Origin of the sequence: Reinekea forsetii (genome assembly GCF_002795845.1) — a bacterium.
GTDB classification, from domain to species: domain Bacteria; phylum Pseudomonadota; class Gammaproteobacteria; order Pseudomonadales; family Natronospirillaceae; genus Reinekea; species Reinekea forsetii.
In genome coordinates, this window is record NZ_CP011797.1 from 1,236,723 (window position 1) to 1,263,238 (window position 26,516).

The following is a 26,516-nucleotide window of genomic DNA, read 5'->3' on the forward strand; positions in this document are numbered from 1 at the left end:
TATCGAAGCAGTGCACTAAATTGGTGCTTAATTAGTGTAACGCCTCAATTGTGAGCGTGTATTTTGCCTGTTTTGCCCCGAATCGTGGCGAACGCTCGCTCTTAGGCTGGCATACATTGTGCAAAAAAAACGATAGGTATTTATAAGGCGATCAAGGTGGGAATAACAGAATTAATTCGAGATTTTGCACACCGGCAGCGGTTACCGATTTCGTTCGAAACCACGGCGCAAGAGGTTTTTATGCCGCTCGCGGAGAGCCTATTCAAGCAGTCCCGGGGCGCGCGTGCGCCCCTGCTGGTGGGCATTAATGGCTGCCAGGGCTCTGGCAAGTCGACCCTAACCGACTTTCTGGTTTACTTCTTGAAGCAGCACCATGGCGTCCATGCCATTGGATTGTCGATCGACGATTTTTACTTGACCCTGAGCCAGCGTAAAGCCCTGAGCCAAGCCATCCATCCGCTCTTGCTTACCCGTGGCGTGCCCGGCACCCATGATACTAGCCTAATACAGCAAACGCTGACGCAGCTGATCATGAATGATCTCCCGGTCGCCATCCCCAGCTTTGCCAAGGGGAGTGATGATCGCACCCCTCCAGATCAATGGAGCACCGTCAAAGATCCGGTACAAATCATCCTATTCGAAGGTTGGTGCGTGGGGGCGCAACCTCAGACGTTGTCAGAGTTGACGCGGCCGTTGAATCACTTAGAGGCGACGGCGGATGTCGACATGGCTTGGCGTCTCTATGTTAACCGCCAGCTGAGTGAGGAATATCAACCGCTATTCGCCCTGCTGGATCGCTTGGTAATGCTTAAAGCACCCGGTTTTCACAGCGTGAAACAGTGGCGCATCGAGCAGGAAGAGCGGCTAGCGGAGCAACTTGATCGCAACGGCGGAGACACGGCCGCGCTTATGAGTCGGGCTCAAGTGGAAAATTTTATCGAGTATTATCAACGAATCACCGAGTCCTGTTTGCGTGCGTTGCCCAATCAGGCTCATGATTTAATCGAGCTGAACGATCAGCGTGGGCTGTTAGGGTTCGATCTTGGCCGGGGCTTGGATCTATGAGCTATTTAGTCTTTAGTGATCTAGACGGCACGCTACTGGACCACGACAGCTACAGTTTTGCCGCCGCAAGACCCGCTCTGCAGTTGCTGGCGCAACGTCATATACCGGTAATACCGGTCTCGAGCAAAACCCGGGCTGAAATTGTGCCTTTACGTACAGCGCTGGATTTGCATGCCCCCTTTATTGTCGAAAACGGCGCCGCGGTGCTTCTGCCGGTGCTTGATCTATCGGCCGCTGAACAAGCAACCCTGCCTAGGCTCGGGGACTACTGTGTGAAGATCTTGGCACCTCAGCTGTCATATTGGCAACCCATTTTGGAAGCCATGGATCGACTATTTCCTGGCTGCTTGTGGCCCATGAGTCAGCTCAGTATTGATCGTCTGATGCAGTTTACCGGGCTGGACCGACCCTCGGCACAACGGGCCCAGCAACGCGAATATAGTGACCCCTGCTTGTGGCTGGGCGATCAAGCGCAGCTGAATGAGCTGTCCCAACATTGCCTAGCTCTAGCGATTAGCGTGGTGCGAGGGGGTCGCTTTATCCACTTTCTCAAGGACACCAACAAGGGTAACGCTGTGCTCTGGCTGCAAGCATTTTTGCAGCAGCGAGATCCGGCGACAGCCTTGCAGAGCATTGCATTGGGCGATGGGGCCAACGACAGTGCCATGTTGGAAATAGCCGATCTGGCAGTGCAAGTTCGCTCCGCCAGTCACCAGTTCCCCCAATTGGCGCGTGAGTCGGTTTATCGAACCGAGCAAACGGGTCCGGCTGGCTGGAATGAAGCGATCTGGTATTTGCTGCAAACAGATTGATAGACACTCTAAACCTAACTTGAATTAAGAGGCTCCCTATGGGTGATTTTCATCAAAATGGCATTGTTACGACGCTGCATAATCTGGCCGATCGAGCTACCGAAGATCTGGAATACGATCTGCTACACTTCTCCCACTTTCGACCCATGGGGCTTATCCTACCGTCATTATTTTCCGAGCTGGAAGGTGAGGCGCTACCTAATATCATTAAGCATTTGAAGGAGGTGCCCTACCTCTCGGAGATTGTGATTGGTTTAGATCGAGCCGATCGTGATGAATATTTTCACACTGAACAATTCTTCGCCCAGCTGCCCCAACATCATCGTGTCTTGTGGCATGACGGGCCGCGCTTGATGGCGTTGGATAAGGAGTTGCAAGCCCTATCGGTTGCGCCCAGAGAGATGGGTAAGGGCCGCAACGTTTGGTATTGCATGGGCTATATGTTGGCAACCGGAAAGTCGGAGTCCATTGCATTGCACGATTGCGACATTCTGACCTATGACCGCAGCCTCTTGGCTCGGCTGCTCTATCCCGTCGCACACCCGCAATTCAACTATGAATTTTGTAAGGGCTATTATGCTCGTGTGGCCGCGGGAAAAATTAATGGTCGCGTATCCCGGCTGTTGGTTACGCCCCTACTACGCGCCCTGAAGCGGGTCTTGGGTCCGATCGAATACCTCGATTTCATGGATAGCTTTCGTTACCCCTTGGCAGGTGAATTTTCCTTCCGCAAAGATGTACTAACCGACATACGGATCCCCAGCGACTGGGGCTTGGAAATTGGCGTGTTATCGGAAATGTATCGCAACTACTCCAATAATCGCCTCTGTCAGGTCGATATCGCCGATATTTACGACCATAAGCATCAGGACCTGAGCCTGACCGATGAAGACAATGGTTTGTCGAAAATGTCCATCGATATCGCTAAGGCGCTGTTTCGAAAATTGGCCACCAATGGCACCGTATTCAGTCCGGAAACCTTTCGTTCGGTGAAGGCTACCTACTATCGAATTGCTCTCGATTTTGTCGAGACCTATAACAACGACGCGATCATGAATGGCTTAAAACTGGATATACACCAGGAGGAAAAAGCCGTTGAAATGTTTGCTCAAAACATTATAACGGCGGGCCAACAATTTCTCGAAGTGCCGATGGAACGGCCCTTTATTCCCAGTTGGAACCGAGTGGTGAGCGCCATGCCCGATGTCTATGATCGCTTGATCGCTGCAGTGGAAGCAGACCGGGCCGAATTTGTGGCAGACCAATAGAGGGACTTTACCGATGAGTGACCTAGTGCAAAAATTGACCGCGAATCTTAAACATCAGCTCGATGTGATCTATTCAGGTATCAGCCTTAATCGGTCAACGGACCAGTTGGCGGATGAATTGATCGACCGGATGAATCTGGACGATGTAACGCAGGAGCCAAAACCCTTTACCAACCATTGGGATGAAAGCGACGCCGTGTTGATTAGCTATGGTGATAGCATCGAGCGCAAGAACGGCTACAGCGTTACTGAGGCCCCGCTAAAAACCCTGCACTCCTTTGTCAGTGGACCACTAAAGGCGGCGTTCAACGCGATCCATATTTTACCCTTTTACCCGTACAGTTCGGACGATGGGTTTTCCGTTATTAATTACTCGGTGGTCAATGAGGCGCTCGGCGATTGGCATGATATTCGACGGTTGTCGGCTGATTTTAGGCTCATGTCCGATCTGGTTATTAACCATTGCTCCAGTCGCAGTGTCTGGTTCGATCAATTCATTAAGGGCGAATCACCCGGGCGTGACTACTTTAGAACCGAACTGCCCAGTACCGATCTAACCAAGGTAGTCCGTCCCCGAACAACGCCGCTGCTGCGCGAAACCCAGACAGTCCAGGGTGTGCAACACGTCTGGTGCACCTTCAGTCCTGATCAGGTCGATCTGGACTTTACCAATCCCGACGTGCTGATTGAATTTGTTAAGATCGTGCGCCTCTATCTTGATCAGGGCGTGCGCATTTTTCGCCTCGATGCGGTCGCGTTTTTATGGAAAGAGACCGGTACCGCCTGTATTAATTTGCGTCAAACGCATGAGATCATCCGCCTATTACGCACGCTGGTCGAGCATGCCTGTCACGATGCGGTGATCATTACCGAAACCAACATCCCCAATCAGGAAAATCTAACCTACTTTGGCAATGCCAATGAAGCCCACTGTATCTATAACTTCTCCTTGCCACCCCTATTGGTGAACACCCTTGTCAGCGGCGATTCAACCCATCTGAAACGTTGGCTGATGACCATGCCGCCGTGCCAAGATGGCACCGCTTACTTCAATTTCGTTGCCTCGCACGATGGCATCGGCCTCCGACCTGTCGAAGGCTTGTTGAGCGAGAAGGAGTTGAACGGGTTGATTAATACCATGATGGGTTTTGGTGGCCGAGTGTCGATGCGCACCCTGGATGATGGCTCAACTCGGCCTTATGAGATCAACATAGCGTTGTTCGATGCCTTGCAGGGCACTCATGCCGGGCCCGATAAGTGGGGCGTGCAACGCTTTATCGCGGCTCACGTGATCATGCTGGCGCTGGAAGGTATACCGGGTATCTATATTCACAGTATGTTGGGTACCCGTAACGATTATGCCCGCTTTGAAAATACCCAGCACAATCGGCATATCAATCGACATCGCTGGGATCTCGGCGAATTGGAGGCGCAGTTAGGCGATGCGCAGTCGACTCACGCACAGGTATATAACCGCTTGATTGCCATCTTAGCGATCCGCAGGCAACAGCGGGCCTTTCACCCCAATGCCACTCAGTTTACCTTGCAATTGGGGCCGCATATCTTCGGTATTTGGCGCCAAAGTATCGATCGCCGACAGAGCATTTTCTGCCTAAACAATGTTAGCGACCAGACCGTCGAGTTATCCCTAATCGATATCAATCTGATCGATAGCGTCACCTGGATTGATCTGCTGACCGGGCAGGCCATTCCCGACCATCAAGCCACGCTGTCACTGCCCCCCTATGGATCGCTCTGGCTCAGTAATGCTTAGATCCCTTACCTTAGCCGGAAGTGGGTCACAGGATGGTGGGCAGCAGGCCTGGAAAGCGTTCCCGCTCCGGTACCGGCAAGTCTAAGCGGGTCATGACCCGTTGGTAGGTATCCCAATCGTACAGGCCCTGGAGCGAGGTGATCAGCTCGGTAGTGTCAACCTGGTTATAGGCCTGCATGGCCTCTAATATCCATCGGGCATGGGCCGGCCAGGGGGCATTGGCCTGATTGCTGTAAAACACCTTACGTTGATGCGTGCTACTTTGGGTGTGCCATTGACTCAGCATCGCCTGGATAAGCAAATCCGAAGAGCAATTGAGATATGTTGGTCCGGCCATCCAGAGTGCAGACTGGGCAATATGATCGGCGCATTCCAGCCATTGACAGGCCCGAATGATGGCCGCCAACAACTTCTCATGCACCTCAGGGCGTTTTTCAGCGAAACCCCGGTTAACGCCTAACACCTTCTCTGGCGCGTGCGCCCATAGCTCGCTGCCGTAGCAAATGATCTCCCCGGCCTGGGCGATTTGGGCGGCCGTATTCCAGGGTTCACCCACACAATACAGGTCTACCTCGCCCTCCAGCATAGCCTTAACCATATTGACCGGCGGAATCACCTTAATGGTTACCCGAGCAGTATCGATGCCGGCACTATCTAGATACAGATGGAGCAGATAGGTGTGCATCGAATGCGGATGTACAGTGCCCACCCTCAACGTCCCAGTGGTTAGGCTGAGGTGGGTCTTTAGCGCCGCCGCAATGGCTCGAAACCCGCCATCGGAAGGCGTCAGTCGATTGTAGATCTGGCTCGATAGGGTAATGGCATTGCCGTTATAGCCCATCGCCAATGCGGTCTTAAAGGTTTTTGTCCTGTCGTTATTGGTCGCTGTCAGCTGACTGGCCAAGACCATCGGCGCCAATATATGAGCGGCATCGAGGATGCCAAACGATAATTTATCGCGAATGCTAGCCCAATTGGATTCGCGCTCCAGGCTGACCTGAAGACCTTCGGCGGCAAAGAAGCCGGCCTCTTGCGCGATAATTAACGGCGCGCAGTCAAGTAGCGGCACATAGCCTATATGGACGGCATCTGGGTTGGTGGTGGGGGATATAAGCATAGGGTTCATAGGTTCCATATCGGCAGTGTTCAGCTAAATAAATCGATAACGTCTTGGGCTATTTCGGCCAGTCTGACGTTTTTGTTCATCGCCATTTTACGCATCGCACTGAAGGCGGCGTCTTCATCGCATTGTTTGTGCTTCATCAGCAGGCCTTTGGCCCTGTCGATGATTTTTCGATCCGAGAGTTCGTTGCGAGTCTTGCGCAGCTCGCCTTTGAGTCGCTGGTGTTCCTCGAAGCGACTTATGGCTACATTGAGCAGGGTCTTAACGCGGCTCGGCTGCAGACCATCGACAATATAGGCGCTGACCCCGGCCTGAATTGATTGGCGGATAACTTGGTCGTCTTCATCGGTGGCGAAAAAAATAATCGGTCGCGGGTAACGATCGGATGTTGCGGAGACATCTTCCAGCGTGTCGCGGTCGGGCGAGTCGGCCTCGACTATGACCACGTCGGGTTGGAAGGTTTCCACCATATGGTAAATGGTATACTTGCCCGATGGCCGGACGACAACCTGGTGTCCAAGCGCTGTTAACGCGGCTTCTAGAGGCTTAGCCCGGTTAGCAATTTGATCGATCAATAGAATGTTCATACGGCGTGTATAGCAGGGAGTTAATAGGTACTAGAGCAATTATTGTACCTAAAAATCATGCCCATTTAGGGCGATAGGGTGGGGGCGAGGTGATATCTCAGTGCGTTCGGCGGTCGAGCGACGAAACCACCGCACCAGCTTGGGGCGCTAGCGATCGCCACTGGGCTAGGGGTTGGGTCTAGCCTTCGCAGTAATCCACGTCGACCATGACGACGCTGACAAATTGCTCCTCATGAGCGCGGGCGCGTGCCATCTTGCGTCGATGGGTCAGGGCAACTGCGACACGATTGCTGGTGCTGGTGGTCGTATCGATCGGCATCGCGTGCAGGGCATCGCTATATTTTAAGGCGTTGTGCACCGGAAATATAATCAGATCCATGATGGATTCGATACACGCCAATTCTTTTTCAGTGAAGCGTTTGTTGCGACTAAAGGTGATTTCACCATAGTTGACAGCGCGCATCAATAATAGGTAATTGGCGCGATGCTTGGCAATCTCGCCGGAGCGGATATTGATTAACTTATCGCCATGGGTATATTCAATGCCCGACACCGGAAACAGGTGCTGCAGGTGATGGTGAAAAATCTCAATAACCTGATCCAATTCCATGGTTTTTTGCAGATGTCTGAGCAATTTAAGGCGAAAATCTTTCATTTGGTCCGGCGTAAGCGACACCATTGAGCTTGCAGCCACGGCGGTCAATGCATCGGTGCGCACTTGAGCGCTCTTGTTAAAATTGAGTACTGAAAAATTGCCTGCTGTCATCGCACCGTACCATTAATTGAACTTAAGGGTACTTAGCTATTTTTGTGCCATTAATATTAAATTCAATTAAAACAAGGGTTTAGATATATTTAAGCGCTGTTCTTGGTGGCGGGGCGGAGAGCTATTGCCGCTTTTATCACCACCTTCGCCGTTTGTCGCCCCGACCCGAGTGTGGATCTGCAAGCGACGCACTGCTTAGTCAGCCAGATAGGTATGGGCATTGATTGATTGGCCGTTGTAGGCACTGGCGGCGTCTGACATCAAAAATCGATAGAGTGGCATATGAGCTGCCGCAGTCGGCACCGACTCGGGATCTTCGCCCGGATAAGCGCTGGCGCGCATTGCCGTTCGGGTTGCACCCGGATTGATGGCAAAGGTCCGTATTGCGCTGGTCGCGCCCAGTTCGGCGGCCAGAGTCTGCATCAGCCCCTCGGTGGCAAATTTAGACACGCCATAGGCGCCCCAGTAGGCTCGACCCTGGCGCCCAACGCTGGAGGTGGTGAAGACCAACCGACCTGCGCTAGACGCCTCGAGGAGTGGCAACATTGCCTTGGTGAGATAAAAACTGCTATTGAGGTTGGTATTGATCACATCCAGCCATTGCTGTTCCGGATATTGAGCAATCGACATTTTGCTGCCGAGAGCGGCGGCGTTTAATAGCAGACCATCAAGTCGACCGAATTCCTGCTCAATCGCAAAGGCCATTTCACGCGCAACATCGGGAATCAGGGTGTTCAGATCGTAGGGAAAGATGATCGGTCGGCTTTGGTTGAGAGCTTCGATTTCATCATAGGTCGCTTCGAGCTTCGCTTGATTGCGACCGAGCAGAATCACATCGGCACCCTGAGCCGAAAAATCGAGTGCCGCGGCCTTACCCAAGCCGTCACCGGCACCGGTAATGAGAATCACCTTACCCTTCAGGGCGTCGGTTAGGGGCAGGGACTGAAGCTCTGCCAGTGTCGGTATGTGCATGGTAACGCCTATTCAGGTTTACGTGAGGCCATCAGATAGTTAACCGAGACATCGTCGGTTAATTTAAAGCTGTTGTTCAGTGGGTTGTAGCGCAGGCCACGAAAATCGATGGTTTTTAACCCAGCTTGTCGGGCCCATTTGGACAGTTCGCCCGGACGAATAAACTTCTTGAATTCATGGGTGCCCTTGGGCAGTAGTTTCAAGACATATTCAGCGCCAACCACAGCAAATAACCACGATTTTGGGTTGCGGTTGATGGTCGAGAAAAAGGCCCAGCCACCGGGTTTGAGTAGCGCGTGAACCGCGGCTATCACCGAGGCGGGGTCAGGGACATGTTCGAGCATTTCCATACAGGTGACAACATCGTATTGGCCCGATTCTTCGGTGGCCAATTGTTCAGCGGTTATCTGCCTATAGGTTAGCTGTTCTATGCCTTGATCCAGCGCATGCAGCTGCGCGACCTTCAACGGCGCATCGGTCATGTCGATACCTGTGACGATACCCCCGCGCTTAGCCAGCGTTTCGGTCAGAATCCCCCCTCCGCAACCGACATCGACGACCTTAAGGCCGGCCACATTGACGTACCCATCGAGGTAATTCATGCGCACCGGATTAAGCGCATGCAGCGGCTTGAATTCGGACTCCGGATCCCACCAACGGCTGGCAAGGGCTTCAAATTTGGCGAGTTCTGCTGGGTCAACGTTGATCGGCACCGATAACTCCTTGAGAGGGGGAAGGGGAAAACTTTGGCGCACATTATGGCGACAAAGGCGGTAAGTTCACAGTAATTTGTCATTGAGTACGAATGGGGGCGTTTTTTGGACCCTAAGGTAGGTCGTCGACTCTGGCTACAAGGGCCGATCGGATTGTGCTGTGTTAGGTTTGGGCGTGAGCCAGTAGGGATGTAGAATCAACCAAGAAGGGCAAGTCGGACCAAGGGGTCCGACCGAGTGGGCAGGCCTAGTCGGCCTGGATTTTGTCGCGCCACTGCTGGGCGTTTTTAATGATCACGTCCTTATCGAGTGTGGTCAGTTCACGGTTATTCAGCAAGGTCTTGCCATCGACCCAAACATAGGTCACCTGATTACGACTGCTGGTATAGACAATATGGGAGACCGGATCGAAGATCGGTTGCGATTCCAGGTCGGCTAAGGATATAGCGGTGATGTCTGCGCGTTTGCCCACTTCCAAACTGCCAATTTGGGTATCCCATCCCAGTGCACGGGCACCATTGATGGTCGCCATCGCCAATGCTTCATGTGCCGGTAAGGCTACCGCGCTCTGGGCAACAGCCTTGGCGAGCATGGCCGCGGTGCGCATTTCGCCGAGCATGTCTAGGTCATTGTTGCTGGCCGCACCGTCGGTGCCCAAGCTGACATTGATGCCGCGCTTCTGCAGCGTGTCAACCGGGCAAAAACCGCTCGCCAATTTCAGGTTGGATTCCGGGCAGTGCATCACATGGGCACCGGTTTCGGCTATGTCGTCAATGTCTTCAGGGCTCAATGCGGTCATATGCACGGCTTGAAAGTTTGGTCCTAAGAGTCCCAACTCCTTGAGTCGACGAATTGGTCGGCTACCGCGCTTGGCCACTTCATCGTCCACTTCCCCTTGAGTTTCATGGACGTGCATCTGGATACCGACCTGATGTTGTTCAGCCAAGGCCTTGATGCGCAGTAAGGGCTCATCGGATACCGAATAGGGGGCATGAGGGCCAAAATTAACCTTGATATGGCTGTGATTTTGATACTGTTCCATCACCTTTAAGCCCTGATCGATATGTTGATCCGGTGTCGGTGCCCAGGCAGTCGGGAAATCGATAATGGGGAAGCACAGCTGGGCGCGCATTCCGGCCTTGATGACGCTGTTGGCAGACGCATCCGGGAAGAAGTAATTATCGGAAAAGGTCGTGGTGCCGGAGCGAATCATCTCCGCCGCGGCCAGCAGGGTGCCATCGGCGACGAAATCATAACTGACCCACTTACCCTCCGCCGGCCAAATGTGGCCGGTTAGCCAGGTCATCAGTTCCAAGTCGTCGGCCATGCCCCGGAACAGGGCCATCGCCGCGTGTCCATGAGTGTTCACAAACCCCGGAATCAGTGCTTGATCGGCCAACTCGACATGTTCATTCGGGGCGTATTGCGCCACGGCTTCGGATGTCGGTAAAATGGCGATGATCGCGCCATTGGCAATCGCAACGCTGTGATGGTCTAGGACGTCACGACGTTGGTTTACTGGAATCACCCAGCGTGCGCTGATTAATGTATCGATTTTTTGCATCTTGGTAATCCTGTCTATTGGGTCAAAACCGCTATGCTAGACAAAAGCGTCCCGGTTCGCCAGTTCGAAACGGAAATGCCTGCGCCAATCCTGTCTATCTTATTGATTTGTGGTATGATTTCGGCCTTTCAAACAGTCAACCTAGTCACCAAGATAAAGGCAGGCCGAAACGCGGTTTAGCCATTTAAAAAGGACAGTGAGCCAGCATGGGTGAAATAGCCAAAGAGATACTTAATGTCAACATCGAAGAAGAGCTAAAGCAGTCTTATCTCGATTACGCCATGAGCGTTATTGTTGGCCGTGCCTTACCCGATGTCCGTGATGGCTTGAAGCCGGTGCACCGTCGAGTCTTGTTTGCTATGAGTGTGTTGGGCAACGATTGGAACAAGGGCTACAAGAAATCGGCCCGTGTTGTCGGCGATGTCATTGGTAAGTACCACCCCCATGGTGATACCGCGGTATACGACACCATCGTTCGTATGGCCCAGCCATTTTCGATGCGCTATACCCTAGTTGATGGTCAAGGCAACTTTGGTTCGGTCGACGGTGACTCCCCGGCGGCTATGCGTTATACCGAAATTCGTATGCAGAAAATGGCCCATGCCCTGCTGGCGGATCTAGACAAGGACACCGTCGATTTCGTCGAGAACTACGACGGCACGGAAATGATTCCGGCCGTGATGCCAACTCGAACCCCCAATTTGTTAGTCAATGGCTCATCCGGCATTGCCGTCGGTATGGCCACCAATATTCCGCCGCACAACCTCAACGAAGTCGTCAATGGTGCGTTGGCCTTGATTGATAATCCGGATATCGACATCGATGGCTTGATGGAGCATATACCGGGCCCAGATTTCCCGACAGGTGCCTATATTAATGGTCGTCTGGGCATAGTCGAAGCCTACCGCACCGGTCGCGGTCGGATCCGTATTCGGGCCAAAGCCGATATAGTGGTGAACGAGAAGTCGGGCCGCGAAAGTATCATCGTTAATGAAATACCCTATCAGGTCAACAAAGCCCGGTTGATCGAAAAGATCGCCGAGCTGGTCAAAGAAAAGAAGATTGAAGGCATTTCGGAACTGCGCGATGAGTCCGACAAAGACGGCATGCGCATCGCCATCGATTTGAAACGCGGCGAGTCTGGTGACGTGCTGTTGAACAATCTGTTTGCCCAAACACAGCTGGAAACGGTCTTTGGCATCAATATAGTGGCCTTGATCGACGGCCAGCCCAAGATTCTCAACCTCAAACAGCTGCTCGAAGCCTTTGTTCGTCACCGGCGAGAAGTCGTTACCCGTCGTACCGTCTTTGAACTGCGTAAAGCCCGCCAACGCGGCCATATACTCGAGGGCCTGGCCATCGCGCTGGCCAACATCGATGAAATGATCAGCCTGATTCGCGAATCAGCAACAGGTGCCGAAGCCAAAGAGCGTATGTTGTCACGCAGTTGGATATTGGGCGATGTCTCGACCATGCTCGAACGCGCTGGCGCCGACGTCTGCCGACCTGAAGACCTGGACGAGGCCTTTGGTGTCCGTGACGAGCGTTATTATTTATCGCCTGAGCAAGCTCAGCAGGTTTTGGATATGCGCTTGCAGAAGCTAACCGGTTTGGAGCACGACAAGTTAATTGGCGAATATAAGCAAATTATCAACGATATCGGCGAATATCTGCGCATTCTCGGCAGCTACGAGCGTTTGATGGAGATTATTCGCGAGGATTTGGAGCTGGTTAAGGAAGAATTCGGCGACGAGCGCAAAACAGAAATTATCGCCAGTCGGCAAGACTTCTCGATGGAAGATCTGATCACCGAAGAAGATATGGTCGTGACCCTGTCTCGCGCCGGTTACGCCAAAACTCAGCCCTTGTCCGATTATGAAGCGCAAAAGCGTGGCGGCAAGGGGCGCTCAGCCTCATCATTGAAAGATGAAGACTTTATTGAGCATCTGATGGTCGCCAGTACGCACGACACCATCCTGTGTTTTACCGACAAGGGTAAGGTTTACTGGCTGCGGGTGTTTGATATCCCCCAGGCCAGTCGTGCCGCCAAGGGTCGGCCGATGGTCAATCTGTTGCCGCTCGACCCTGATGAGCGAGTCACAGCTATTTTGCCGATTCGTGAATACGATGCTGATCATTTTATCTTTATGGCGACCTCGAATGGCACCGTGAAGAAAACCTCTTTAGATGCTTTCTCGCGTCCGCGTAGTAGCGGTCTGATCGCGCTGTCTCTGGATGACGGCGACCATCTGGTGGGCGTAGCCCTAACCGATGGCGAGCGGGAAGTCATGTTGTTGTCTGATGCCGGCAAGGTTGTGCGTTTTAAAGAAGCGCATGTCCGAGCCATGGGCCGGTCTGCGCGGGGAGTGCGAGGCATTAGCCTGGGCGCAGACCAGAAGGTAATTTCGTTGATCGTGCCCCAGGAAAACGGTTCGATCCTCACCGCGTCAGAGCGCGGCTTCGGTAAGCGGTCACTGATTGCCGAGTTCCCAACCAAGGGTCGGGGCACTAAGGGCGTTATCGCAATGGTTACCAGTGAGCGCAATGGCAAACTGGTTGCGGCGACCCAGGTCTTTCCAGGCGATGAGGTCATGTTGATTAGTGATCAGGGTACGCTGGTGCGGACCCGGGTCGATGAGATCTCGACCCTAGGTCGTAACACCCAGGGTGTGACGCTGATACGAGTGCTAGAAGATGAAAAGCTGGTCAGTATTGAGCGCATTCAAGAGCCAGAGGACGTACCGGAGTTTGAGGAAGACGACGGTAACCGTGTCGATCCTATCGATGTTGCCGATGAGTCATCGCCAGTGGATACCGATGATGAGCCGCCGGCCGATGACGAGTCGCCTGAAGCCTAGTAATCGGAGTGTCGTATGGCGCTGAACGTGGCTGCGCAAGTCGATAATCTTTGCCCTGGGCCGACGTTGCTGTCGGCCGTCATCAGCCAACCAACTTCGGCGGTGCTTGCCGCCGCCGAAGCCATATTACATCGCCTTTGCGGAGCCCCCTATACCCATAACCTGTTGGATATGCGCGGCGCTGACAATCGCTCTATAATAGCGATACCTTTTTTTTATCCTAACGATTCGCTTATTGTTCAGGCGCCCGCGCAGGCACCCGTCGAGTTCCGCCACCTATTTGAGAATAACTATGACCGATAATAAGACCCCAATCCTTCCTGGTAACGAAGAAGCCGAGCTTAAAAAGCTTCGCATAGAAATCGATCGGCTCGATACCGAAATGGTCGCTTTGATATCGCAACGGGCCGAATGCGCCATGCGCGTGGCAGCGGTTAAGTTGCAGGCGGATCCAGGCAGTGCCGTCTTTTATCGGCCGGAGCGCGAGGCACAGGTACTCAGTCAGGTGATGGAGCGTAACCCAGGGCCCCTGGGCAATGAGGACATGGCGCGTCTGTTTCGCGAAATCATGTCGGCCTGTCTGGCACTGGAAAAGCCGCTCGAAGTGGCTTATCTAGGCCCCGAAGGGACCTTTACCCAACAGGCGGCTAAAAAGCATTTCGGTCAATGGGTGATTACCAAGCCCATGCCGGCGATTGATGAGGTGTTTCGCGAGGTCGAGGCCGGCGCCGTGCAATACGGCGTGGTGCCCATCGAAAACTCCACCGAGGGCGTGGTGAACCATACCCTCGATACCTTTATGTCATCAAACCTCAAGATCTGTGGTGAAGTCGAGTTGCGCATTCACCATCATCTGATGGCCGGTCCCAATACTCGACTCGATAAGATTACCCGGGTCTACAGTCATCAACAGTCACTGGCTCAGTGTCGTAAGTGGTTGGACGCCCATATGCCACTGGCAGAGCGGATCGCCGTGAGCAGCAACGCGGAAGCGGCGAAGCGGGTAAAGGGCGAATGGAGCTCGGCAGCGATCGCCGGTGAGATGGCGTCTGAACTCTATGACCTGGAGATTATTGAGACCAAAATAGAAGATTCGCCCGATAACTCGACCCGCTTCCTGATTATTGGCACTCAGAACGTCGGTCTGTCGGGTGGCGATAAGACGTCGCTGGTGGTTTCGATGCGCAATGAGCCCGGCGCGCTCTATCATCTGTTAAAGTCGTTCAATGATTTTGGGATTGATATGACTCGATTGGAGTCTCGCCCGTCTTTATCGGGTAACTGGACCTATGTGTTCTTTATCGACTTTGTCGGGCATATCAGCGACCCAACGGTGATCGAAGCTATGGAAGTCCTAAAGAAGACGGCAGTCGATGTAAAAGTCCTCGGATCCTACCCCAAGGGTGTGCTGTAAAGCATGGTGCTGCCCATTAGGCTCAAGCGGTCCATTGTGCGACCGGGAGTAAGTGAATGACCGAACCACTGAACATCCTCATTATCGGCCTGGGTCTGATTGGCGCCTCCTTTGGCAAAGCCATTCGAGCACAGGGGCTCAACGACAGGTCGGTGTTCGTGCTGGGCCATGATCGCTCGTTGGGCGTGGCCGACCAAGCGGTCGCATTGGGGGTCTTGGATCAGGCTGTGACCGATCTGGCCGACTTGCCTCGGGTTGATGTCGTGGTGCTGGCAGTGCCGGTGATGGCCATCGGTGACGTTATTGACGATATCAAGCCCCTCATCGGTTCGCTCCAGGTGTTAACCGACGTCGGCAGTGTTAAGGGTGAGGTCGTCCGCGCCGTGCGCGCGCGCCTAGGCATTCTCCCAGGCTGTTTTGTGCCCGGACATCCCATTGCTGGTGCGGAGCAGAGTGGCGTAGCCGCCGCCAGAGCAGATCTGTTCGATCGCCACATGCATATTCTGACGCCGCTACCGGAGAGCGATCCCGCAGCCGTTCAGCTGATTACGCAACTCTGGCAAGCGATCGGTGCCGATGTAGTGGAAATGAGCGTAGAACGGCACGATGAGGTGCTGGCAGCCACCAGCCATTTGCCTCACCTGTTGGCCTTTTCCTTGGTTGATACGCTGGCGCGTGAATCGGACAATCGGGAAATTTTTAAATACGCGGCCGGCGGGTTTCGAGATTTTTCGCGCATTGCTGCCTCCGACCCGACCATGTGGCACGATATCTTTCTGACCAATAAAGACGCTACGCTCTCCGTTTTACGACGCTTTCAGGCTGACTTGACGATGCTGGAACAAGCCATCGAACAGGGTGATGGCGACCTGCTGCACACCGTGTTCACGCGCGCAAAATCGGCCCGGGATCACTTTACTCAGATGCTCGCCGAGCGCCAAAAAGACTGATCCTGCCGTTACTGCCTGTGCCGATGTTCAGACCCTAAGCAAACAAAATATCCGGGTTAGTTTCGGCCAAAGGGTTGCTATTCGAGGTTAAGATGGCAAGAATGCGCGCCAGAAGTGAAGTAACCCGAAGTAAAAGGACAAGGCATGAACACCGAAACTCCAGTAATAACCCTCGATGGGCCGGGTGGTGCCGGTAAGGGCACCGTGAGTATGCTTTTGGCGGGCCGTTTGGGTTGGCATTTTTTGGATTCCGGTGCCCTCTATCGCCTGACGGCGTTGGCGGCTTCTAACCACGGCATTGAATTGAGCCAGGACTCGGCCGTTGCGGTCATTGCTGAGCACCTAGATGTACGCTTTGACCAAGACGTTAATGGCACGCAAATTATGCTGGAAGACGAGCGGGTGACGGAAAACATTCGCGAAGAGCAGGTTGGCATCAATGCCTCTATTGTTGCGGCTCACCATCGGGTCCGAGATGCCCTGTTGAAGCGTCAGCGCGCTTTTGCTGAGTTGCCCGGACTGGTTGCTGATGGTCGCGATATGGGTACGGTGGTCTTCACCAAGGCGCCGCTCAAGATTTTTATGACCGCGACTGCCGACGAACGCGCCCAGCGCCGGGTTCGGCAGTTACAGGCCAAGGGCGATGTGGTCGAATTTGAGCGCGTTCTAACGGATATCGTTGAACGTGACGAACGGGATCAAAATCGGGCCATAGCGCCGTTGCGCCCGGCAGACGATGCTATTGTGCTCGATACCACCAATATGACGATTGTCGAAGTGGTTGACTATATCGAAAACGAGGCGCGCACACGCAACCTAGTCTAGGCTGGCTTGCGCTATTTCGCGACCATTCGACCAGAGTGGGCCGCACCCGTCATAGCCCCAAAGAACCAAGACGTTCTTGCCAAAAACCGGGGCACCGGGAAAAAACTCCCCGAAACATCGTTAAAAAGCTTGGGTTTTGCCTTTCGATCAGTATAATACGCCACCCTGATTTGAGCGTAAATGCATGGCATTGTCTCTCAGGTTTTATCCCCTTGAAACACCACATGGCCAGCAGCGTCGGTGTTTTCAGGTAATGTTGACAGACCCGCATTAGCTGGACTGCGGTAAAGTCGTAAATGAATTTATTTGCGGCGTTAAAGCTTAGGAACTTAATATAAATGACTGAATCTTTTGCTGATCTATTTGAAGAAAGCTTATTAACGATTGAAATGGAGCCAGGCTCCATTGTAACTGGTGTTGTAGTTGGCATCGACTCGGATTGGATTACTGTTCACGCAGGTCTTAAATCTGAGGGTGTGATCCCACGCGTTCAATTCTTAAATGATGCGGGCGAGTTGGAAATCCAAATCGGCGATGAAGTGCTGGTTGCGCTGGAAGCGGTTGAAGATGGTTTTGGTGAGACTCGTCTGTCTCGCGAAAAAGCCAAGCGCGCTGAAGCATGGGCTGAACTCGAAAAAGCATACGAAGCAAAAGAAGTGGTTATTGGTGTTATTAACGGTAAGGTCAAAGGTGGTTTCACCGTTGATGTTAAATCCGTTCGTGCATTCCTGCCAGGCTCTTTGGTTGATATCCGTCCAGTGCGTGACACCTTGCACTTGGAAGGCAAAGAACTGGAATTTAAAGTTATTAAGCTCGATCAACGTCGTAACAACGTAGTTGTATCACGTCGTGCCGTGCTCGAAGCGAGCAACAGCGCAGAACGTGAAGAATTGCTGGCTAACCTGCAAGAAGGTCAAGAAGTTAAGGGTATCGTTAAGAACCTGACCGATTACGGTGCTTTCGTTGACTTGGGTGGCGTAGACGGCCTGTTGCACATTACCGATATGGCCTGGAAGCGTATTAAGCATCCGAGCGAAATCGTGCAAGTGGGCGATGAGATTGACGTTAAAGTATTGAAGTTTGACCGCGAGCGTAACCGTGTATCTTTAGGCCTCAAGCAGTTGGGCGAAGATCCATGGGTTGATATCAAAGCGCGTTACCCAGAAGATGCTAAAGTTACTGCGAAGGTCACTAACCTGACCGATTACGGTTGCTTTGCTGAGCTGGAAGAAGGCGTTGAAGGCCTGGTTCACGTATCCGAAATGGATTGGACCAACAAGAATATCCACCCATCCAAAGTTGTTCAGGTTGGTGACGATATTGAAGTAATGGTACTGGACATCGATGAAGAACGTCGTCGTATCTCTTTGGGTATCAAGCAGACCGTGGTTAACCCATGGGAAGACTTCGGTAACCGTTTCAATAAGAGCGACAAGGTATCCGGTAAGATCAAGTCAATCACTGACTTCGGCATCTTCATCGGCTTGGAAGGCGGCATTGACGGTCTGGTACATTTGTCCGATATCAGCTGGCACGAATCTGGTGAAGAAGCCGTACGTAAGTACAAGAAAGGCGACGAGCTGGAAACGACCATCCTGTCTATCGACCCAGAACGCGAGCGTATCTCTTTAGGTATTAAGCAGCTGGATATGGATCCGTTTGCTGAATACGCTTCAGAGAACGACAAGGGCGCGATTGTTAACGGTATCGTTAAGGAAGTTGACGCTAAAGGCGCCATCATAACCCTGCAAGACGACATCGAAGGCATATTGAAGGCTTCTGAGATATCACGTGACAAGGTAGAAGATGCCCGGAACGTGTTGAAAGAAGGCGACGCCGTTGAAGCCAAGATCATCAGTGTTGACCGCAAAAACCGCGTCATCAGCCTGTCGATCAAAGCGAAAGACTTTGCTGACGAGAAAACAGCTGTTAAAGACCTGAAAGAGAAGACCATCGAAGCATCTGGCCCAACCAACATTGGTGACCTGATCAAGGCTAAACTCGAAGAAGGTAATAACTAAGAGCTTAACTCTGACCCGTCCTAATATATGTTGACGGTTTTTATTGAGCCAACTGAGCATCTCAGTTGGCTTTTTCATGCACGCTTGCTGGGGTTAGCATCCCCAAACTGCTGTGCGGTCGTTTGTGATTATACGCATCGATTGACTCTTTCACGACCTGCTCCAGCTCCTCTTTGTCTTTGTATTGATGGATTAAGAACTCGTGTTTTAGAATGCCGTTAATCCTCTCTGCCAACGCATTCTGGTAACAATCGTAGCCTGTGGTCATTGAAGGCGTGATACCTTGTGACGCCAAGCGTGATTGATACAGCTCAGAACAGTATTGTAGTCCTCGGTCCGAATGATGAATGGCCCGTTCTCTGCTCTGTCGTTCGATAAGCATTTGGTCTAATGCCTTTACCACGGATTTCGCTGACAGATCATCACTGACGTGATGACCTACAATCTTTCGAGAATACGCATCGGTCACCAACGAGAGGTAATGCACCCCCTCTCGACTTTCCAAGTATGTGATATCGCTCACATAGGCCTGCTCTGGTCGGTCAATGGCCATTCCCTGGTATAGGTTTGGGTATTTTCGCATCCAATGCTTACTGTGCGTGGTTTTACGGTACTGACGTGCCGGCATGATTAAGAGACGATGCTGCCTTAATAGCGTAAACAAACCATCCCGCCCCAGTTTAATCTGTTGCCGTTGGAGCTCTGGCTGCAAAAGGTGGTAGAGCTTCCGGCCACCTAAGCGCGGCAAGTCACGACGTATCGTATATACCCAGTCCAGTACGGGTGATAGCGCCGTTGATTTTTGGCGTTTTCGAGCAAGCTCTTGATACATGGCTTGTCGAGAAATACCTATCAAACGACAGCTTCGAGCCAGTGTCATTCGTCCTCTTGCTTGAGCTTCTCGGGCAACAACTCTAAGAACTTTTTTCGGAAAGAGGTCCCCTTAATCTGGTCGACTCGCTTGATCGTTTCATCCATCAGGTAAATGTAATCTTCTTTGTCTTCGAGGGCTTTCTCGAGCCGTTTAATTTTTTGTTCTGGGGTTTCTTTATTCATGAGGGGTTTTACACGTTGAGAGGTCCAGTCCAAGGTACCATGCTTACGAAGCCACACCAAAACGGTTGATCGGCCTTGAATGCCGTAGCGCTTTTGAGCCTGTTTGTAGGTGAGTTCGCCTTTTTCAACTTGGTCGACCACTGACAATTTAAAGGCCAGGGTGTAATCACGCTGAGTGCGCTTTCGGCCTGTGTTAGAACAGGATTCCATAAATAAGTCTCCAAGGTGTCAACTTATTTCAGGACGGGTCACTCTTAGATAAAAAAGCCGGCCTTGAGCCGGCTTTTTTTATGCCTGCACGAAATGCCCCACCACCACGGCTAACCTTGCCTAATTCGACGCTTATGCCGGGCTGATTTCAGAGCCTGGTAAAAGCCGGGTCGGATTGCCCAAAATGACAAAAAATCGTTTAAAAATAATTACTTGTGTTATCTCGGCCGCTGCTTTAGTCTAAATATTAAGCGATTATTAGATGCCGCATTGGGGGGATTCAGGTGTGACCAAGTCCGAACTGATTGAAAGGATAGTTGACCGTCAAGGTCAGTTATCAGTGCGTGACGTTGAACTGGCCATTAAAACGATGTTAGACCATATGGCACAGGCCTTAGCGGCCGGCGAACGTATTGAAATTCGTGGCTTTGGCAGTTTCTCGCTGCATTATCGTTCGCCCAGAGTCGGCCGCAACCCGAAAACCGGTGAATCGGTTGAATTGGAGGGTAAATTTGTACCCCATTTCAAGCCGGGCAAAGAATTACGTGAGTCGGTGAACGATAGCCTAGACGAATAAGTCGCTCTCGAGCGCTCAACAGGAGTTATTGTAGCTTTGGGTGTTATTAAATTTGTTGGAGTGTTGTTGGTTTTAGTGGCGGGTTGGTTGGTCGGCTGGGCCAATAGTGCCCCCCTTGTCTTTGGCTTTGCCGCCTGGACCTTACCGGCTGTGCCGGCCTTTGTTATCTATTTTACCTTTCTGATCACAGGTCTTTTCTTAGGGTTGGTCCTAGGGCGCTTGGTCGGAAAACGCTGAGCGCATTCATGGTTACCTGGTTAAATCTGTTCCGTAAATTTTTGCCTGCCCGCTTTGCCGGACGTCGCTTTATTTTGGGCGACTACCACTTCGACCTGACCTCGTTCGAAGGTGATGTGGCCGATTGGCTCAATAAATTTCCCATAAGTGCGGCAAACGTCGAAATATATCTCGCGCTGGCGGAGCTGTTCCGGCGTCGCGGCGAGTTTGACAAGGCCGTATCGGTGCATGAAGCCATCGCTGAGGCCGAAATAGCCGGCCACAGCTCGGCCGAGCTGAGTTTAGAGATTGCACAAGACTACTACGCCGCAGGGGTCCTAGGGCACGCAGAAGAGGTTTTGCGGCGGGCGTTAGTGGATGCCGATGAGGATCACTCTCGGCAAGCTTTCCGGCTCTGGTTGGCGATACTGGAAAGCGAGCAAGATTGGCACCGTGCCGTGGAGTTGGTCGAGCAGTATGGCTTGCCAGGCTCTGGTGGGGTGCGCCTGGTCAACCTCTATTGTGAATATGTGCTGCAAGTGCAAACCACTCTGGCACCTGCCCTGGTGCAAAAAGTACTGAAGAAGGCGCGCAAACTCGCCGTTGGCGCGCGCGTCGATCTGCTCGGGGCCCAAATCGCCACCGAGGAGCAACGTTTTACCGCCGCAATCCGGTCATACAAGCGGTTGTTGCGCAATGACCCCCGCCGCGTGCACCTGGCCCTGTCGCCCTTGCTGGCGCTCGTGCAGCGAGAAGGGCAGCAGGCGAGCCTGCTCACCTTCTTACAGCGGCTCTACCCAGACCATCCATCGGTGCGCATCCTGGAGGCGATCGTTGAGCTGCATCAGTCCAGCGGCACGGCATTGACACCCAAATGGCAAAAGCAACTCGAGCTGCAGGTTATGTCGGGTGATTCCTATCCATTGACCCTCTATTGGCTCAACCAGCAGCAGACGTTATCGGCATCGGTGATGGCGGTCTTGAGTCCGGCGTTACAGCGTCAGTCGTTAGCGGAATCGGACGTGCACCAGTGCACCGAGTGCGGATTCCAATCCGAACCGATGCGCTGGCAGTGCCCGCAGTGCGAATCGTGGGAGACGCTCTGTTCGCGATATGAATCAAAAATTGTACAGGAGCAAAAGAAAGTTGGTTAATTCATTGATTTGTATAAGAAAAATGTTGCATTGAAAAATATAATCGTTAATATAGCGCTCGTTCTTCAGCTACGCAGTGTCCCGTTCGTCTAGTGGCCTAGGACACCGCCCTTTCACGGCGGTAACAGGGGTTCGAGTCCCCTACGGGATGCCATTTCACTGTTTCAGTGATACGTACAGAGAACAACGAGTCAAACGGTGAAAGCGTTGATTCAAACTAGCGGGAATAGCTCAGTGGTAGAGCACAACCTTGCCAAGGTTGGGGTCGGGAGTTCGAATCTCCTTTCCCGCTCCATATTTTAAGAAGCAGCCTTAGGGCTGCTTTTTTTCGTTTGGGGAAAATACATCCCAATCGTTCGTCCGTTGGTACCATCCTCCTCCGTCTCCCTCCTCAGTACTTCAATCACCCTAGTGCTAAGTATGATGAAAACCCTGAATCAAACTAAGCAGTGTTCAACCTCGCTGTAATTGCCGATTTGATTGCTGTTCGAAAAAATATTTTTTGATATAAAAACGATTGGATACGATTCACTCGGTACCCGGATAGGGTGTTAGTGAAGCAATGTCGAATTTAATATTGGCCTCTATAGTCTAAGCGCTAATCGGATTTATCGCTCCCTATGCGGTTGCATAGTGCCCGGCGTCAAAGCCAATATTCAATACTATTCTAATATTTCATACCCGTTTAGTTTGTTTGGTTTTTCCGACGACAATAATTTTTCAAAAAAATAAATTGCCTAAAAATATTTTTTTGGTAATGTTATTTCCAAGAGAAGCGGAAGCGCTTCAAGCTAGACAGTAGGAATTGTCTTGTGCCCTAGCAATAAAAAGGATTTTGTATGACCAGTTATGTGGCCAATCCACCCGACGATGCAGCGGAGCCAACAGAAGCCCGTCATGGCCTGTTCCGCAAGCAGGCGGTGGACAAACAGCAAGACCGCTTACTGGGCGAGGTACTGGTTGTGCCACCCCTGTCCTATTCGTTAATAACCCTTGTTATTCTGATTTTCGTCACTGCCGCCGCTGTGCTGCTGGTGCAGGGCAGCTACGCCCGGAAAGAAACGGTGCAGGGTTTTTTAGTACCAGATCAGGGCGTGATCAAGGTATACGCCTCGACCACCGGTATAGTGCGCCAGCTGTTCGTACAGGACCGAAGCCTGGTGGTTGAGGGCCAGCCCCTGTTTATGATCAATGGCGACCGCATACTCGCCAGCGGCGAGCATCTGGAAGCCGTGCTGCTTGAGGAATACCAATCCCAACAACAGATACTGGAAAGCCAATTGACCCGCCTGCCGTCTGTGTACGACAACAAGCAGATGGATCTAGACCAGACCATTGCCGCCACAAAAACCAGTATCCGTCATATTCAAACGCAGCAAAAACTATTGCGCGACCAAATTGCCCTGGCAGACCGCCAGAAGGCCAATATAGACACCCTGAGCAGCAAGGGGCTGGCATCGGATGCCGACCTGGGCGGTGCCTCAGAGAAGCTGCTCAACCTGCAGGCCCAATACCAGGAATTGGTGCGCAGCCTCGACGCCCAACGCGATGCCATCAAGTCATTGACCCTTCAGCAAGCCGGCCTTAGCTTCGACCAACTCAACCGCCAAGGCGAGTTGCAAAATAGTCTATCGGGTTTGGCGCAGAGTATTGCCCAACTGCACGGTGAGCGCGCCTACATCGTCAAGGCTAACCGTGCCGGCAGGGTCAGTAATATCCAAGTCAGTGAAGGCCAGGAAGTGCAAAGCACTGTTCCGCTGATGACCATTACGCCGGAGGGTAGCGAGTTGGAAGCCGAGTTGCTGGTGCCAGCCCGGGCCATTGGCTTCGTTGAAGTCGGCCAAACAGTAAAGATGCGCTATTCCGCTTTTACCTTTCAAAAATTTGGGCTCTATAACTCGACCATCATTGGGGTCTCCCAGACGGTATTGTTGCCCAATGAGCTGAGTGGCTTGGCCATTGATGCCCAGGAGCCGATGTATCGCGTCACGGCTAGGTTGGAGCAGCAGACCGTCAACGCTTATGGCAAGACATTCCCGTTGAAGGAAGGTATCTCGTTGGAGGCTGACATTAAGTTGGCTGAACGGACGCTTTTGGAGTGGTTGTTTGAGCCGTTGTTTAGTTTGCAGGGTCGGTTGTAATTGGCGCCTTGTAAGGTAGGAGCAAGCCTGCTCACGAAATATTTAAAGGACGACTAAAAATCACAACTGTGATGAAAGCGGGGTGCCCCATGATATATCCGCCAAGATGACCGGAAGCCCCTTCAAACGACACGCGAAAAGGGATGAGGTATTTCGAGTTAAGCGATATTACTTGAAAAGGAAAGCTGATGAAAAATATCGATTCAAAAAAATTAGTGGAAATACAAGGCGCAGATTGCAGTGTTTTCGCAGTTCGTCAGCCAGTGCGAACATCACCCAAATTAGCGGTTAACCTATTGCTACTGCAAAAACCAGGGCCGGTTGTTGGTTAAGTAAGGTGTTTTGAAGGTAAGAAGGAATTTGCTCATAGAGCGAATCGAGTTAGTGAAATGGTTCACTTGCTTGTAAACTAAAAGCAACTTCTGAGGGATTCGCCAAGATGACCGGGGTTGTGTAATTGAAAAGGAAAGTAAAATGAAAGCACTTAGCTCATTGGAAACATCAGAAGTTTTTGGTGGTTGGAAATTGTTCAAGAAAAAAGTAGAAGTTACAAAGTCATCAGCAAGCTCTAGCTCTAGTTCTAGCTCTAATTCAGATTCCAGTTCAGACTCGAATGGGATTTCTGCCGAGGAAGCTAAAAAGCTTTGTGAAAAAGTAGGTGCAGCGTCAGATCAGACCCCATACAAAAACATACCAATTGCAGAAATTTGTAGTGGCGCAGTTGAAAATCAAGAAAAACTCGTAAACAAAACTGCAGACTATTTGAAAAGTATAGGTCAATAGTAGTTGTTTCGAACAATAGGGTAGCTGGTGCCGCCCTATTTTCTATAAGTTGGGTGTAATCTAAATGAAGCGAATTATTATTTTGATCTCTATCTCTTTAGCGATTTTTGGTAGTGCGTTCTGTAGTGCCGATCTGCAGTCAAAGCAATCCAAAGAAAAGGATGAATTGACAATCTCTAAAGCTTCTGGGAAATATAGTTTTGTATTTACTGAATCTAAAGAGCAAGAGGTTTTTTATCAGTATAAATTAGAAAATGAGAATACTGATTTCTTGACCAAAAAACAATGGGTAAATTGGACTATTGGCAAGGTTGGACTAAAAGTCTATTTTGATAAAGATACGGAATTATATTCGCACTGTCCTAATAGCGTTAATGAAATCTCAAGCCCCCATTTAATACAACGGGATTGCTTTATAAGTCCGCTTAATGAGGACTTGTATGTAAAACTTGTCTACGAAATTTATCTTCGTGAGTACGAACGCCACTATTCGGCGGGTAGTCATTTTTTAGACAGTCTTTACGCAATAAACTTTAAATTCCAACCAGAGTCTGAGATTAATAAAGTAAGGTATTGGGCTTCCAAGGTTCATGAATTAGTCCAATATAGAGTGGGTCCAATGGAATCTATGGACTCCATACTTAATTCAGGTTATGGGGATTGTGAAGCCTATGTAATGATGACTCAGTACTTACTGGAAAAAAGTAACGTAGCGGCACGACCTATGATCACGAATTCATCCTACTCGTTTTTAGGGAACGTCAGTGCTAGTACAAAACATGAATTTGGTAGAGATCACCTAGCACTATACCTACCTGATGAGGATGCACTTATTGAAGTGACTGATATAGATCCGAGCAGCTTTGGTTTTATGCTTAACTTCTACTCTACAAGTCCAGCTTATGATGTATATGCGCAAAAGGCCAAGGCGTTTGAAAACGAGTTTGATATTAATATTAAAATAGACAAGGAACTCGAAAATATTGAATTTTCATATTTCGAGTCAGGATCTAACTTGAGTAAGCTACATAAGGTTATACCTAGGCTAGACGAAATAGATCTATTGCCAATGTATGATTATTTTCTCAGTGGCTCAACTTTCGCACCTTCTAGAGAATATTTACAACTAGGAAGCGAGAATTATAATAAAAGAGAATTTAACGTCAGCTATAGATATGACGAAAAATTAGATAAAAATAAAGAATGGTTGAGCTTACCTTTTAGTGTTGGCCCACTTAATAGCTTTTTATACTCATCTGATGAGTATTACTGGTCAGCATGTTATTTCGGGCCAAATCTCAGTATAAATATTGATGAGAGCTCGCTGCTGGCGAATAGTGATGTCAGCTGGAGTACCAAGGATGATTATTTTAATGCTGAGATAGAAATTGTGTATGGCAAGTCCTTTAAATTCGCTTTGGAGAGACTGAGAAACGATGCTCGATGTAGTGATATAGAGTTTCATAATAACAACAAAAAATTGATCGATCTCGCGGATAAGCTGGCGCAATACGGGCTTATATTGGAGTAGGTAATCCAGCGATGTATCTCTAAGCGAAACCAAGCTTTAACTATTTATCAAACTATTCAACGTATTTATCGTTAACTCTGTTACTCAATATGCGGATGTCTAATTTTAACTATATAGTAAGAGGAAATGTGAATAA

Annotated in this window: 24 protein-coding genes and 2 tRNA genes; 19 read left to right on the forward strand and 7 right to left on the reverse strand. The window is 51.0% G+C overall.

The window, feature by feature from the left end; translation table 11 throughout:
* The first annotated feature begins 156 nt into the window (after positions 1-156).
* From REIFOR_RS05740 to REIFOR_RS05755, 4 genes are read left to right on the forward strand one after another with little or no spacing between them, the layout of a single operon-like run.
* Positions 157-1,065, forward strand: coding sequence for a kinase (locus REIFOR_RS05740; RefSeq protein WP_100256646.1), 909 nt, complete (start codon positions 157-159; stop codon positions 1,063-1,065).
* The gene (locus REIFOR_RS05745; protein ID WP_100256647.1) at positions 1,062-1,877 is read left to right on the forward strand and encodes an HAD-IIB family hydrolase; all 816 of its coding nucleotides are present in this window, start codon (positions 1,062-1,064) and stop codon (positions 1,875-1,877) included. Before REIFOR_RS05740 ends, REIFOR_RS05745 begins: the two co-directional genes overlap by 4 nt.
* 38 nt (positions 1,878-1,915) lie before the next feature.
* Positions 1,916-3,145, forward strand: a complete 1,230-nt coding sequence (locus REIFOR_RS05750) for a glycosyltransferase family protein (RefSeq protein WP_100256648.1) — start codon at positions 1,916-1,918, stop codon at positions 3,143-3,145.
* Positions 3,146-3,158: 13 nt separating this feature from the next.
* Positions 3,159-4,919, forward strand: a complete 1,761-nt coding sequence (locus REIFOR_RS05755) for an alpha-amylase family glycosyl hydrolase (RefSeq protein ID WP_100256649.1) — start codon at positions 3,159-3,161, stop codon at positions 4,917-4,919.
* Between the two features lie 25 nt (positions 4,920-4,944).
* Here REIFOR_RS05755 and REIFOR_RS05760 read toward each other — a convergent pair whose 3' ends face one another.
* The 6 genes from REIFOR_RS05760 to REIFOR_RS05785 form a co-directional block, all read right to left on the reverse strand.
* Positions 4,945-6,036: an ABC transporter substrate-binding protein gene (locus tag REIFOR_RS05760; protein WP_158524302.1), complete on the reverse strand. Its 1,092-nt coding sequence runs from the start codon at positions 6,034-6,036 to the stop codon at positions 4,945-4,947.
* A gap of 29 nt (positions 6,037-6,065) precedes the next feature.
* A complete protein-coding gene (locus REIFOR_RS05765; protein WP_100256651.1) occupies positions 6,066-6,629 on the reverse strand; it encodes an ANTAR domain-containing response regulator in 564 nt (187 codons plus the stop codon).
* A gap of 178 nt (positions 6,630-6,807) precedes the next feature.
* Positions 6,808-7,395 carry a hypothetical protein gene (locus REIFOR_RS05770; RefSeq protein WP_100256652.1) on the reverse strand — a complete coding sequence of 196 codons (588 nt, stop codon included), beginning with the start codon at positions 7,393-7,395 and terminating at the stop codon, positions 6,808-6,810.
* 195 nt (positions 7,396-7,590) lie between these two features.
* Positions 7,591-8,367, reverse strand: coding sequence for a YciK family oxidoreductase (locus REIFOR_RS05775; protein WP_100256653.1), 777 nt, complete (start codon positions 8,365-8,367; stop codon positions 7,591-7,593).
* Positions 8,368-8,375: 8 nt separating this feature from the next.
* Entirely contained in the window at positions 8,376-9,080 is a 705-nt protein-coding gene (ubiG, locus tag REIFOR_RS05780; RefSeq protein ID WP_227003774.1) for a bifunctional 2-polyprenyl-6-hydroxyphenol methylase/3-demethylubiquinol 3-O-methyltransferase UbiG, read from the reverse strand.
* 247 nt (positions 9,081-9,327) lie between these two features.
* Complete coding sequence (locus REIFOR_RS05785) at positions 9,328-10,644, reverse strand: TRZ/ATZ family hydrolase (RefSeq protein WP_100256654.1); 1,317 nt, start codon at positions 10,642-10,644, stop codon at positions 9,328-9,330.
* Between the two features lie 206 nt (positions 10,645-10,850).
* Between REIFOR_RS05785 and gyrA the strand changes: the two genes are divergently transcribed.
* From gyrA to rpsA, 6 genes are all read left to right on the forward strand, one after another.
* A complete protein-coding gene (gene gyrA / locus REIFOR_RS05790; protein WP_100256655.1) occupies positions 10,851-13,502 on the forward strand; it encodes a DNA gyrase subunit A in 2,652 nt (883 codons plus the stop codon).
* A gap of 15 nt (positions 13,503-13,517) precedes the next feature.
* Positions 13,518-13,805, forward strand: a complete 288-nt coding sequence (locus REIFOR_RS05795) for a hypothetical protein (protein ID WP_100256656.1) — start codon at positions 13,518-13,520, stop codon at positions 13,803-13,805.
* A complete protein-coding gene (gene pheA, locus REIFOR_RS05800) occupies positions 13,795-14,916 on the forward strand; it encodes a prephenate dehydratase (RefSeq protein WP_100256657.1) in 1,122 nt (373 codons plus the stop codon). The genes REIFOR_RS05795 and pheA overlap by 11 nt, the downstream gene beginning before the upstream one ends.
* 56 nt (positions 14,917-14,972) lie before the next feature.
* Positions 14,973-15,866, forward strand: a complete 894-nt coding sequence (locus REIFOR_RS05805) for a prephenate dehydrogenase/arogenate dehydrogenase family protein (RefSeq protein WP_100256658.1) — start codon at positions 14,973-14,975, stop codon at positions 15,864-15,866.
* Positions 15,867-16,010: 144 nt separating this feature from the next.
* Positions 16,011-16,691, forward strand: a complete 681-nt coding sequence (gene cmk, locus REIFOR_RS05810) for a (d)CMP kinase (RefSeq protein ID WP_100256659.1) — start codon at positions 16,011-16,013, stop codon at positions 16,689-16,691.
* Between the two features lie 338 nt (positions 16,692-17,029).
* Positions 17,030-18,712 carry a 30S ribosomal protein S1 gene (rpsA, locus tag REIFOR_RS05815; protein ID WP_100256660.1) on the forward strand — a complete coding sequence of 561 codons (1,683 nt, stop codon included), beginning with the start codon at positions 17,030-17,032 and terminating at the stop codon, positions 18,710-18,712.
* 61 nt (positions 18,713-18,773) lie between these two features.
* On the opposite strand, the gene REIFOR_RS05820 is transcribed toward rpsA, so the two are convergent.
* Positions 18,774-19,978 (reverse strand): IS3 family transposase gene (locus tag REIFOR_RS05820; protein WP_405124664.1). Its coding sequence is split into 2 segments (ribosomal slippage): positions 18,774-19,642 and positions 19,642-19,978, totalling 1,206 coding nucleotides; the frame shifts between segments, so codons are not numbered across the junction.
* A 286-nt stretch (positions 19,979-20,264) separates the two neighbouring features.
* Here REIFOR_RS05820 and ihfB point away from each other — a divergent pair.
* The 9 genes from ihfB to REIFOR_RS05855 all read left to right on the forward strand — a co-directional run bounded on the left by ihfB (position 20,265) and on the right by REIFOR_RS05855 (position 26,380).
* Positions 20,265-20,555 carry an integration host factor subunit beta gene (gene ihfB, locus REIFOR_RS05825; protein WP_100256662.1) on the forward strand — a complete coding sequence of 97 codons (291 nt, stop codon included), beginning with the start codon at positions 20,265-20,267 and terminating at the stop codon, positions 20,553-20,555.
* A 36-nt stretch (positions 20,556-20,591) separates the two neighbouring features.
* Complete coding sequence (locus tag REIFOR_RS05830; RefSeq protein WP_100256663.1) at positions 20,592-20,792, forward strand: hypothetical protein; 201 nt, start codon at positions 20,592-20,594, stop codon at positions 20,790-20,792.
* An 8-nt stretch (positions 20,793-20,800) separates the two neighbouring features.
* Positions 20,801-21,925, forward strand: coding sequence for a tetratricopeptide repeat protein (locus REIFOR_RS05835; RefSeq protein WP_100256664.1), 1,125 nt, complete (start codon positions 20,801-20,803; stop codon positions 21,923-21,925).
* Between the two features lie 78 nt (positions 21,926-22,003).
* Positions 22,004-22,079 (forward strand) — tRNA-Glu (locus REIFOR_RS05840).
* Between the two features lie 66 nt (positions 22,080-22,145).
* Positions 22,146-22,220: transfer RNA gene (locus tag REIFOR_RS05845), tRNA-Gly, on the forward strand.
* Between the two features lie 544 nt (positions 22,221-22,764).
* Positions 22,765-24,066: a beta-barrel domain-containing protein gene (locus REIFOR_RS05850; RefSeq protein ID WP_100256665.1), complete on the forward strand. Its 1,302-nt coding sequence runs from the start codon at positions 22,765-22,767 to the stop codon at positions 24,064-24,066.
* Between the two features lie 188 nt (positions 24,067-24,254).
* Positions 24,255-24,398, forward strand: coding sequence for a hypothetical protein (locus tag REIFOR_RS16850; RefSeq protein ID WP_158524303.1), 144 nt, complete (start codon positions 24,255-24,257; stop codon positions 24,396-24,398).
* A 142-nt stretch (positions 24,399-24,540) separates the two neighbouring features.
* Positions 24,541-24,849, forward strand: coding sequence for a hypothetical protein (locus tag REIFOR_RS16755; RefSeq protein ID WP_145980243.1), 309 nt, complete (start codon positions 24,541-24,543; stop codon positions 24,847-24,849).
* A 64-nt stretch (positions 24,850-24,913) separates the two neighbouring features.
* Entirely contained in the window at positions 24,914-26,380 is a 1,467-nt protein-coding gene (locus REIFOR_RS05855) for a hypothetical protein (RefSeq protein WP_100256666.1), read from the forward strand.
* The last annotated feature ends 136 nt before the right edge of the window (positions 26,381-26,516 follow it).

Bases quoted from the DNA above. Each gene is read 5' to 3' on its own strand.
- REIFOR_RS16755 (WP_145980243.1), top strand. From the start codon at position 24,541: ATGAAAGCACTTAGCTCATTGGAAACATCAGAAGTTTTTGGTGGTTGG.
- REIFOR_RS05805 (WP_100256658.1), top strand. From the start codon at position 14,973: ATGACCGAACCACTGAACATCCTCATTATCGGCCTGGGTCTGATTGGC.
- cmk (WP_100256659.1), top strand. From the start codon at position 16,011: ATGAACACCGAAACTCCAGTAATAACCCTCGATGGGCCGGGTGGTGCC.
- REIFOR_RS05795 (WP_100256656.1), top strand. From the start codon at position 13,518: ATGGCGCTGAACGTGGCTGCGCAAGTCGATAATCTTTGCCCTGGGCCG.
- REIFOR_RS05765 (WP_100256651.1), bottom strand. From the start codon at position 6,629: ATGAACATTCTATTGATCGATCAAATTGCTAACCGGGCTAAGCCTCTA.
- rpsA (WP_100256660.1), top strand. From the start codon at position 17,030: ATGACTGAATCTTTTGCTGATCTATTTGAAGAAAGCTTATTAACGATT.
- REIFOR_RS05750 (WP_100256648.1), top strand. From the start codon at position 1,916: ATGGGTGATTTTCATCAAAATGGCATTGTTACGACGCTGCATAATCTG.
- REIFOR_RS05785 (WP_100256654.1), bottom strand. From the start codon at position 10,644: ATGCAAAAAATCGATACATTAATCAGCGCACGCTGGGTGATTCCAGTA.
- REIFOR_RS05775 (WP_100256653.1), bottom strand. From the start codon at position 8,367: ATGCACATACCGACACTGGCAGAGCTTCAGTCCCTGCCCCTAACCGAC.
- REIFOR_RS05755 (WP_100256649.1), top strand. From the start codon at position 3,159: ATGAGTGACCTAGTGCAAAAATTGACCGCGAATCTTAAACATCAGCTC.
- REIFOR_RS16850 (WP_158524303.1), top strand. From the start codon at position 24,255: ATGAAAAATATCGATTCAAAAAAATTAGTGGAAATACAAGGCGCAGAT.
- REIFOR_RS05850 (WP_100256665.1), top strand. From the start codon at position 22,765: ATGACCAGTTATGTGGCCAATCCACCCGACGATGCAGCGGAGCCAACA.
- REIFOR_RS05770 (WP_100256652.1), bottom strand. From the start codon at position 7,395: ATGACAGCAGGCAATTTTTCAGTACTCAATTTTAACAAGAGCGCTCAA.
- REIFOR_RS05745 (WP_100256647.1), top strand. From the start codon at position 1,062: ATGAGCTATTTAGTCTTTAGTGATCTAGACGGCACGCTACTGGACCAC.
- REIFOR_RS05855 (WP_100256666.1), top strand. From the start codon at position 24,914: ATGAAGCGAATTATTATTTTGATCTCTATCTCTTTAGCGATTTTTGGT.
- REIFOR_RS05760 (WP_158524302.1), bottom strand. From the start codon at position 6,036: ATGCTTATATCCCCCACCACCAACCCAGATGCCGTCCATATAGGCTAT.
- REIFOR_RS05835 (WP_100256664.1), top strand. From the start codon at position 20,801: ATGGTTACCTGGTTAAATCTGTTCCGTAAATTTTTGCCTGCCCGCTTT.
- pheA (WP_100256657.1), top strand. From the start codon at position 13,795: ATGACCGATAATAAGACCCCAATCCTTCCTGGTAACGAAGAAGCCGAG.
- gyrA (WP_100256655.1), top strand. From the start codon at position 10,851: ATGGGTGAAATAGCCAAAGAGATACTTAATGTCAACATCGAAGAAGAG.